Genomic DNA, 9,216 nt, shown 5'->3' on the forward strand with positions numbered 1-9,216 from the left:
AGTAATGTGACAAGCTGAAATCTGCACCTACGAACTACAGCGCAGGTGGGATCCTCTGCAAGGCCAGCCCTCACCCCCGCTCGCGCAGCGCCCGCTCAATCCGGTCGCGCCGCACCGTCGTCTTGGGCACCTTGAACGGGAACCAGCTGCGCACGTCTTCTTCAAGCCCGATGCCGTGCATGTAGTTGTAGATGGCCTTCTTGAGCGCGCCGCCCAGCGCATCGTGGTCCACGCCCGTGGGGTCGATGAAGGCCACGTCGTTCTTGGCAAAGTCACCCGGTGGCAGGGGCGCCAGCGTTACGCCGTACTCCTCGGGGTTCTTGCCCACGGGGGAATGCACCGTACAGGCAAAGCGGTGAAAGAACCCGCTCTGGATGCAGCCATTGGCAAACAGCTGGCGCACGTATTCGAGCGCGTCCACCGTGTCCTGCACCGTCTGCGTTGGAAAGCCGTACATCAGGTACGCATGCACCAGGATGCCCGCGTCGGTGAACGCCCGTGTCACGCGCGCCACCTGGTCCACCGACACGCCTTTTTTCATGAGGGTGAGCAGACGGTCGGAGGCCACTTCGAGCCCGCCCGAAATCGCAATGCAGCCACTGTCGGCCATCAGCTCGGCCAGGTCGGGGGTGAAGGTTTTTTCAAACCGCACATTGCCCCACCAGCTGATGCCCGCGTTGCGCGCGATCAGCTCGGTGGCCAGCGCTTTCAGCGCCTTGGGCGGTGCGGCCTCGTCCACAAAGTGAAAGCCGGTCTGCCCCGTTTCGCGCACGATTTGCTCGATGCGGTCGGCCAGCACTTCGGCGCTGGCGCCCTCGTAACGGCTGATGTAGTCCAGGCTCACGTCGCAGAAGCTGCACTTCTTCCAGTAGCAGCCGTGCGCGACGGTCAGCTTGTTCCAGCGGCCATCGCTCCACAGGCGGTGCATGGGGTTGAGCATGTCCAGTAGCGACAGGTAGCGGTCCAGCGGGAGGCCGTCCCAGGTGGGGGTGCCCACCTCGGCAAAGGCGATGTCGGCTTCCATCATGTTGATGTACTGCACGGCGCCGTTATCACCACGCACAAAGGTGCGCACCAGCCGCTGGCGGCCGCGTTCGCCGCGCACATGCTCCAGAAGCGCCAGCAGCGGGCGCTCGCCCGCGTCCAGCGTCACGTAGTCGAAGTGGTCAAACACGCGGGGGTCGGCCAGCTCACGCAGTTCGGTGTTCACAAAACCGCCGCCCAGCACCGTGACGATGTGGGGGTGCCGCGCCTTGATGGCCTGCGCGATGCGAAACGCCGCATACACCGAGCCAGGGAACGGCACGGACAACAAAACCACGTCGGGTCCATGGCGGTCCACGGCCGCGTGCGTGAGCTGCAGCAGCATGTCGTCCACCAGCGTGGGTGGCGCGGCCAGCGCGCTGGCCAGGGGATCAAACGTGGGCTGGCTGCCTGCCAGCGATTCGGCATAACGCACAAACTCAAAGCGCTCGTCCACCGCATCGCGCAGCACATCGGCCAGGTCGTTCAAATACAGCGTGGCCAGATGTTTGGCCTTGTCGTGCAAGCCCAGGGCTCCGAATGCCCAGCCCAGCGGGTCGCCGCCCTCGTCGTCCACATACACATCCAGCGTGGCAAAACGTGGGCCCTCGGGCAGGTAGTTGCGGCCTGCAATGCGGTGCGCCAGCGTGCTGTCGCGGCCCTGCAAAAAGGCAATGGCAGGGCCGATGGTGGCGAGGTAGCGGTCCTTCTGCGCGGCAAAGCTCTGCACGGCGGGGCTATGTTTTTTGGCGGGCAGTGCGTCCACCTTGGCGGCCACGGCCTTCAGGCCGTCGGGCGAGAGCAGCTGCAAGACCAGCGCCAGCGCCAGGTCCTCCTGTTCGGCTGCCACGCCGCGCGAGCGCAAAAAGCCAGTGAGGTACGCGGTGGACGGGTACGGCGTGTTCAGCTGCGTCATCGGGGGGATGACGGAGAGAACGCGCAGCGGTGAGGTGGATGGGGCGACGGCGGACATGGTGTAGATAGTGGGCGATGCGGTGCCGCCGCAGGGGGATCGTGGAACCCCCGATTATCCCGGCCCAGCCTTATCCCTTACTGGCGGGTGGCGCGAGTTGGATTACAGCCGCCTCGGGCGTACCCGCCAAGTAGTTGTTCTTCACCCGCACATAGTGTTCGGCCGAATACTTCAGGTACGCGATCTCCGCATCGGTCAGCGCACGCTGGCGCACCGCTGGGCGGCCGATGTACAGGTAGCCGCTCTCCAGCACCTTGCCGGGTGAAACCAGGCTGCCCGCGCCCAGCATCACACGGTCTTCGATCACCGCGTCGTCCATCACGATGGAGCCCATGCCGATGAGGCATTCATTACCGATGCGGCAGCCGTGCAGGATGACCGAGTGCCCCACGGTCACGTAGTCGCCGATGACCAGCGGCGAGCCCTCGGGCTTATTGGCGTTGCGGTGGGACACGTGGCCCATGGTCAGGTCCTGCACGTTGCTGCAGATGCCGACTGTGATGCGGTTCACGTCACCGCGCAGCACCGCGTTGCACCACACCGAGCTGTCGGCGCCCAGGGTGACGTCGCCGATGACCTGGGCAGAGTCGTGGATGAAAACGCCGTCTTCGATGACCGGGTGGGTCTGGAGGTAGGGAGATACAGGCATGGCGAAGTGCGATGAGAAAGAAAAGAAGAGAAAGAGATGAGAGGTGGCAACGGTCTGTGCGGCGCGCTTGTTGCAGCTACTGCGGCTGTTTTTTGCGCCCGGGTTTCCCCGGTGCCATGGCGTAGAAGCCCAGAAACATGTCCACCGCATCGGCCAGCACCTGCTGCTGCTCTGGGGCGGTCAGTGGGGGTCGCCCCATGGCCAGCTGGGGCCAGAAGGCGAATGACTTGACCATGCCGTGCAACTGGTTGGCCGCGTACTGCGGGTCCACACCCGCCCGCAGCGCGTTGCCTTGCTGGGCAGCGCGGATCCATCGGGGCAAGCCTTCTTCCTTCTCGGACAGGCGCGCCACCATCGCCTGGGCGCGCTCGGGGCTGTGCATCATTTCGGCCATGGCCACGCGCGACAAGTCGATAAAGCTGGCATCGCCGAGCAGTTGCATCTTCTGCCCCAGCAGGTCGAGCAGTTGTTCGCGCAGCGGGCGGCCCGCGTCGTAGGGCACATCGGCCAGCGACTGGCTGCGCTCCCACAGTTGCCCCAGGATGGCCTCAAACAGCTCTTCCTTGCTGGGAAAGTGGTTGTACACCGTGCGTTTCGACACCTCTGCGGCGGCGGCCACGCGGTCCATGCTGGTGCCGTTGAAGCCATGCTCGCGAAACTCCGCAATGGCGGCCTGCACGATGGCATCGCGCTTGCGGTCGGTCAGTCGGGACGGTGGGGGAACAACGCTCATGGGGGTCATTTTACACCGCGCAGTTTACTTTTCTAAAAAGTGAACTACACTGTGCAGTGCACTTTTAGAAAAGAGCACGCCATGTTCCGCCACAAGCCCCGCACCCGCATTCTTGTTTTCACCACCGTACTCATTGCCATGGCCTACAGCATCCTCTCCTGTGCCGCTTTGCCGGCCACCTCGTACACCAGCTCGCCCCAGCACGCTGAGGGCAAGTTCCACAACACCGCTCCGCGCGAGCAGCCGGGCTTTTTCAAGACGGCGGCCATCTTCTGGCGCTTTGCCACTGGCAAGCCGGCCGATACCGTGCCCAGCCAGCCCCTGCCGGTGCAGGCGCTGTCGCAGGCCGATCTGCTGGCCGCCCCCGACCTGAGCCTGTGGCGCCTGGGGCATTCCACCATGTTGCTCAAGATCGGGGGCAAGTTCTGGCTGACCGACCCGGTGTTTTCCGAGCGCGCGTCGCCGTTCCAGTTTCTGGGGCCCAAGCGGTTTCATGCGCCGCCCATTGCCATGGACGACCTGCCTGCCATCACGGGCGTGATTCTGTCGCACGACCACTACGACCATCTGGACTACGACGCCATCCAGCAACTGGCACCCAAGGTGGCCCACTTTGTGGCGCCACTGGGCGTGGGTGACCGGCTCATCGCCTGGGGCGTGCCCGCGGCCAAGGTGCAGCAGTTCGATTGGTGGCAGGGCACCACCATCGAGGGGCTGCGCCTGGTGGCCACACCCGCGCAGCATTTCTCGGGACGCGGCCTCTCGGACGGCAACCGCACGCTGTGGGCGTCGTGGGTGCTGATGGCGGGGGAAGGCGCTGCCCAGGTGCGCATCTTCTTCAGCGGTGACACGGGCTACTTTGACGGCTTCAAGGCCATTGGCGAGCGGTATGGCCCGTTCGACCTGACGATGATCGAGACCGGCGCCTACGACGCGCAATGGCCCGACATCCACATGCAGCCGCACGAAAGCCTGAAGGCCCACCAGGATGTGAAAGGTCGCCACCTCATGCCCATCCACAACGGCACGTTTGATCTGGCCTTGCACCCGTGGACGGAGCCTTTTGAGCGCATCACCACGCTGGCTGCCGACGCGGCTGTGCCGCTGGTGGCGCCCATCATGGGCGAGCGGCTGGACATCCGCGCCCCGGCGCTGTCCAACCACTGGTGGCGCACCGCGGTGGACAAGCCCCAGCCCGCACACAGCACCGGCGATGCCGTGACCACACCGCTGGGCATTCCCACGGCGCAGCGCTGAGGGTGTTGACGCCGCTCCCCTAACGCCCACGGCACCAGCGGCTGAAATACCGTTTCAGCGCAGTAGCAACGGCCCCACGACGCGCGCCGCAGCGGCCAGCTCGGCCGCCTCAAACCCCGCGTAGCCCAGCAGCCAGCCCCTGCGCGGCGACTGCATGGCATACCGCGACAGCGGCGCCAACATGACGCCCGCCTCCAAGGCCTTGCGGCTGGGGCTTTCGTCGTCGGTGCCCGTGGGGGCCTCGTGCAGCAGGTGCATGCCCCGGTCGCTGGGCCGCAGTTGTACCGCGCCATCGGTGGCGTCTGCCAGGGCGTTGATCAGCACCTGCTGGCGCGTCTGGTACAGCTCGCGCATCTGCCGCAGGTGGCGCAGCAGGTGCCCCTCGGCAATGAAGCGCGCCAGCACGGCCTGTGCATCGCCGGGGGCATGCCGGTCGGTGATGGCGCGGGCCATGGCAAAGGCCTCCACCAGCGCAGGCGGCACCACCACAAAACCCAGGCGCAGCCCGGGGTGCAGCGTTTTAGAAAACGTGCCCACGTACAGCACCCGCTCGGACCCCGGCAGGCTGCACAGCGCGGGCACGCGCTGGGCCGCGCCGCCGTACTGAAACTCGCCGTCGTAGTCGTCTTCCACCACCCAGGCGTCGTGTGCGCGGGCCCAGTGCAGCAGCGCCTGCCGCCGCACCAGACCCATGCCCACCCCCGTGGGGAACTGGTGCGTGGGCGTGACCACCGCCATGCGCGCAGCGGGCCAGCGCGTGGCGGCGTCGTCGATGCGCATGCCGTCTGCATCCATGTGCACCGGCCGCGCCACCGCGCCATGCCCGAGCAGACTGGCGCGGATGCCGGGATAGCCGGGGTCTTCCACCAGCACCTCGTCGCCCACATCCAGCAGCAGCCGCGCGATCAGATCAATGCCCTGCTGCGAGCCCGAGCACACCACCACCTGCGCCGCATCGCAGCGGATGCCGCGCGAGGCCCACAACCACAGTGCAATCGCCTGGCGCAGTGCGGGCTCGCCCGCAGGGTCCAGGTATTGCGCGCGGGCGCTGCGCTGGCGGGGCGTGGCCTGGCGTGCCAGGCGGTCCCACAGCGCAAAGGGAAACGTTGCCACCTCGGGCGCGCCGATGCGAAACGCGCGTGCCGCCACATGCGGCGGGCGCCAGCGCGCGGCCGTCTCGGCAATGAGCTGCCCGCGCCGCGACAGTCCCCGGGGCGGCGCCACTAGACCCTGCGCGGGCGCTGCCGTGGCCGCTGCGGCTTGCGACACATAGGTGCCGTCGCCCACACGCGCTTCGATATAGCCCTCGGCCTGCAGGCGCTGCACGGCCCACAACACGGTGTTGCGCGACACACCCAGGCTGCTGGCATGCTCGCGCGACGGCGACAGGCGGGTGCCCGCGCGCAGGCGGCCCTGCTCAATGGCGCTGCGCAGTTGCTCATACACCCGCTGGCGCAGCGTGCCGGGGGGATTGGTTCTGGCAATTGGCACGAATTGGCCCCTTCAATGCGTGGATGCATTCATAAACTGAAGGACCATTTTAGAAACATGCGGACCGCGCAAGCGCCGCTCCTGTTGAAAGCACCCACCCATGGCAAAGCACACCGCCACCATTACCTGGAACCGTGGCAACGACGACTTTCTGGACAAGCGCTACGGCCGCGCTCACGTCTGGCACTTTGACGGTGGTGCCACCGTGGCCGCCTCGTCGTCGCCACATGTGGTGCCCCTGCCCTACTCCGATGCCGCCGCCGTCGACCCCGAGGAGGCCTACGTGGCGGCGCTGTCGAGCTGCCACATGCTGTGGTTTCTGGACTTCGCCTGCCGCGCCGGCCTGCGCGTGAACCGCTACACCGACGCGGCCGTGGGCACCATGGCCAAGGACACGTTGGGCCGCCTGGTCGTCAGCCACGTGCAGCTGCGCCCCGTCACCGTGTTTGACGCAGCCCACGCGCCGAGCGAAGCCGCGTTGACCCAACTGCACCACCAGGCGCACGCGGCCTGCTTTCTGGCCAACTCGGTCAAGACGCAGATCGACTGCGCGCCCGTGCTGGAAGTGGAAGGGAGCTGACATGGCCAACCCCAACCGGCAGTTTCAGGTGACCGACGCCACCACCTTGCAGGCCCTGGTGCGCACGCAGCCGCTGGCTACGCTGGTGATCGCCCACGAAGGCGCCTTGCACGCCAACCACATCCCGCTTTATCTGGACCCGGATCGAGGTGCCCACGGCACGCTCATCGGCCACGTGGCCCGCGCCAACAGCGTCTGGCCCCTGCTGCCCCAGCAGGCCGTGGCCGTGTTCCATGGCCCGCAGGCCTATGTGTCGCCCTCGTGGTACCCGTCCAAAGCCATCGACGGCAAACAGGTGCCCACCTGGAACTACGCCGCCGTGCACGCCCACGGCACGCTCTGCGCGGTGGATGACCCGGTGCGCCTGCGCCACATCCTGCACACCCTGAGCGAGCGCCACGAAGCCCACCGCGCCGCCCCCTGGCGGCTGGACGACGCCCCGCCCGACTACATCGACAAACTGCTGCGCGCCATCGTTGGCATCGAACTGCCCGTGGACCGCTGGGAAGGCATCTGGAAGGTGAGCCAGAACCGCACCGACACTGACCGCGCGGGTGTGGTGCACGGGCTGATGGCGGAGGGCACACCGGCGGCGGCGGACATGGCGGCGCTGGTGCGGGCGGTGTGATTGAGGCGCTGCGATGAATCAAATTTCATAGCTACTAGCGCTTATTGGATAAGCGCTAGAGCCTATTTTGACCACTATTTCCGCCCCTCGATCAAATCATCCAAACCCGTTCGGGCTGAGCCCGTCGAAGCCGTGCGCCGCGCTTCGGCAGGCTCAGCGTGAACGGTCGTTGAGTTGACCGATAGCCCCCGTAGGTCGGGTTAGCCCGCAAGGGCTTAACCCGACGCCCATAGGGCACGCAGCAGTGGCGTCGGATTAAGCTGCGCTAAACCGACCTACGGGACCAGAGCCTGTTTTGACGCTATTTCTGATGCTTTGAAGCATCCACCCCGTTCGGGCAGCTTCACCCCTCCAGCAGCTCCACCCGCAGCGTCACCACCGGCCCCGCCACCGCAGGGTGCGCTGCCAGTGCAACCAAGGCCAGGTCCACGGTGGACTGCGCCACGGCGTCGGTCAGCACCAGCACCTGCGGGCCGCTGCCTGCGGGCAACGCTTTCTCATGCGCCAGCGCTACCTGCAGCACCGGCACGTGCTGAGCGGCCAGCCAGGCGCCCACGGCTTTGATCTGCTGGGCGCTGTGCACGGGCACACGCAGGTAGTGGCGCGTGCACACGGCAGCGCGTGGCAGCACGGCCAGGCGGTCGTCCACCGCGTGCGCATGAAAGCCCAGGTGCGGCACCCGTTGGGCGGCCGAAGTGCCATCAAGCCGCGCCACGTCCACCAGGTCCGCAATCACGGCCGATGCGGTTTGCTCCGACCCCGCGCCCGCGCCGTAGTACATCGTCACGCCTGCCGCATCGCCCTTGACCATGATGCCGTTCATCGACCCGTTCACATGCGCCATCAGGTGCGTGGTCGGCACCAGCGCGGGCTGCACGCGCAGCTCCACACCGTCCACGCCACTGCCTGTGCGGCGCCGCGCCACACCCAGCAGCTTGATGCGGTAGCCCAGCTGCTCGGCACAGGCCACGTCCAGCCTCTGCAGGCGGGTGATGCCCTCGATCTGCGCATCGGCAAAACGCACGGGCATGCCAAACGCATTGGCGGCCAGCAGCGTGATCTTGTGCGCGGCGTCGATGCCCTCGATGTCAAACGTCGGGTCTGCCTCGGCATAGCCCAGCGCCTGGGCCTGGGCCAGCGCCTCGGCAAAGCCCACACCTTCATCGCGCATCTTGCTCAGAATGAAATTGGTGGTGCCGTTGATGATGCCCGCCACCCATTCGATGCGGTTGGCCGTCAGGCCCTCGCGCAGCGCCTTCACGATGGGGATGCTGACGGCCACCGCGCCTTCGTAGGCGACGGCCACGCCGTGCTGGCGTGCGGCGGCAAAAATCTCGTTGCCATGTGTGGCCAGCAGCGCCTTGTTGGCCGTGACCACGTGTTTGCCTGCCGCGATGGCGGCCAGCACCCATTCGCGTGCGGGACCGGTGCCACCGGCCACTTCCACTACCACGTCCACATCGGGGTGGGTGGCCACCAGCATCGGGTCGTTGGTCAACGCCACATCCGTGCCCACCACACTGGCGGCGCGCGCCAGGTTGCGGGCCGCCACCACCACCATTTCAATGCCCCGCCCGGCGCGCCCGGCAATCAGCGCCTGGTTGCGCGCCAGCACCCGAAAGGTGCCTGCGCCCACGGTGCCAATGCCAATCATGCCCACGCGCAGAGGGCGCATGGCCACAGCGGCGGCATGCAACGGTTGATGAGGCTCTAGGGACTGGACGGGATCGCGGAACATGGACTTCTCCGGCTAACGAACAAACAAAAAAACCCAGCTGCCAGAGCTGGGTTTCATTCAATTCGTCTTGGGGGAGAAGAGAGAGCGATCACCAGGTGGCTGCCGAAACGGCCACCTGCGCGTGCTCAGGTGGCCGCGGGGGTA

Annotated in this window: 8 protein-coding genes; 3 read left to right on the forward strand and 5 right to left on the reverse strand. The window is 66.6% G+C overall.

The window, feature by feature from the left end:
* Nucleotides 1-70: 70 nt before the first annotated feature.
* From ACK41V_RS18145 to ACK41V_RS18155, 3 genes are all read right to left on the reverse strand, one after another.
* The gene (locus ACK41V_RS18145; RefSeq protein WP_409784331.1) at nucleotides 71-1,939 is read right to left on the reverse strand and encodes a B12-binding domain-containing radical SAM protein; all 1,869 of its coding nucleotides are present in this window, start codon (nucleotides 1,937-1,939) and stop codon (nucleotides 71-73) included.
* Nucleotides 1,940-2,066: 127 nt separating this feature from the next.
* Nucleotides 2,067-2,645: a gamma carbonic anhydrase family protein gene (locus ACK41V_RS18150; protein ID WP_409784319.1), complete on the reverse strand. Its 579-nt coding sequence runs from the start codon at nucleotides 2,643-2,645 to the stop codon at nucleotides 2,067-2,069.
* Between the two features lie 76 nt (nucleotides 2,646-2,721).
* Nucleotides 2,722-3,387 carry a TetR/AcrR family transcriptional regulator gene (locus ACK41V_RS18155; protein ID WP_409784320.1) on the reverse strand — a complete coding sequence of 222 codons (666 nt, stop codon included), beginning with the start codon at nucleotides 3,385-3,387 and terminating at the stop codon, nucleotides 2,722-2,724.
* A 129-nt stretch (nucleotides 3,388-3,516) separates the two neighbouring features.
* Here ACK41V_RS18155 and ACK41V_RS18160 point away from each other — a divergent pair, with 129 nt between their 5' ends.
* On the forward strand, nucleotides 3,517-4,635 hold the full coding sequence (locus ACK41V_RS18160) for an MBL fold metallo-hydrolase (RefSeq protein ID WP_409784333.1): 1,119 nt from the start codon (nucleotides 3,517-3,519) through the stop codon (nucleotides 4,633-4,635).
* 54 nt (nucleotides 4,636-4,689) lie between these two features.
* Here the strand turns inward: ACK41V_RS18160 and ACK41V_RS18165 are convergent, their stop codons facing one another.
* Nucleotides 4,690-6,126, reverse strand: a complete 1,437-nt coding sequence (locus tag ACK41V_RS18165; RefSeq protein ID WP_409784322.1) for a PLP-dependent aminotransferase family protein — start codon at nucleotides 6,124-6,126, stop codon at nucleotides 4,690-4,692.
* A 100-nt stretch (nucleotides 6,127-6,226) separates the two neighbouring features.
* On the opposite strand from ACK41V_RS18165, the gene ACK41V_RS18170 reads away from it, so the two are divergent.
* The gene (locus ACK41V_RS18170; protein WP_409784323.1) at nucleotides 6,227-6,706 is read left to right on the forward strand and encodes an OsmC family protein; all 480 of its coding nucleotides are present in this window, start codon (nucleotides 6,227-6,229) and stop codon (nucleotides 6,704-6,706) included.
* Between the two features lies 1 nt (nucleotide 6,707).
* On the forward strand, nucleotides 6,708-7,334 hold the full coding sequence (locus ACK41V_RS18175; RefSeq protein WP_409784325.1) for an FMN-binding negative transcriptional regulator: 627 nt from the start codon (nucleotides 6,708-6,710) through the stop codon (nucleotides 7,332-7,334).
* 343 nt (nucleotides 7,335-7,677) lie between these two features.
* Here ACK41V_RS18175 and ACK41V_RS18180 read toward each other — a convergent pair whose 3' ends face one another.
* Nucleotides 7,678-9,072: a homoserine dehydrogenase gene (locus ACK41V_RS18180; protein WP_409784327.1), complete on the reverse strand. Its 1,395-nt coding sequence runs from the start codon at nucleotides 9,070-9,072 to the stop codon at nucleotides 7,678-7,680.
* Nucleotides 9,073-9,216: the final 144 nt, after the last annotated feature.

Origin of the sequence: Acidovorax sp. (genome assembly GCF_046291265.1) — a bacterium.
In the GTDB taxonomy this organism is placed as follows: Bacteria; Pseudomonadota; Gammaproteobacteria; order Burkholderiales; family Burkholderiaceae_C; genus Acidovorax.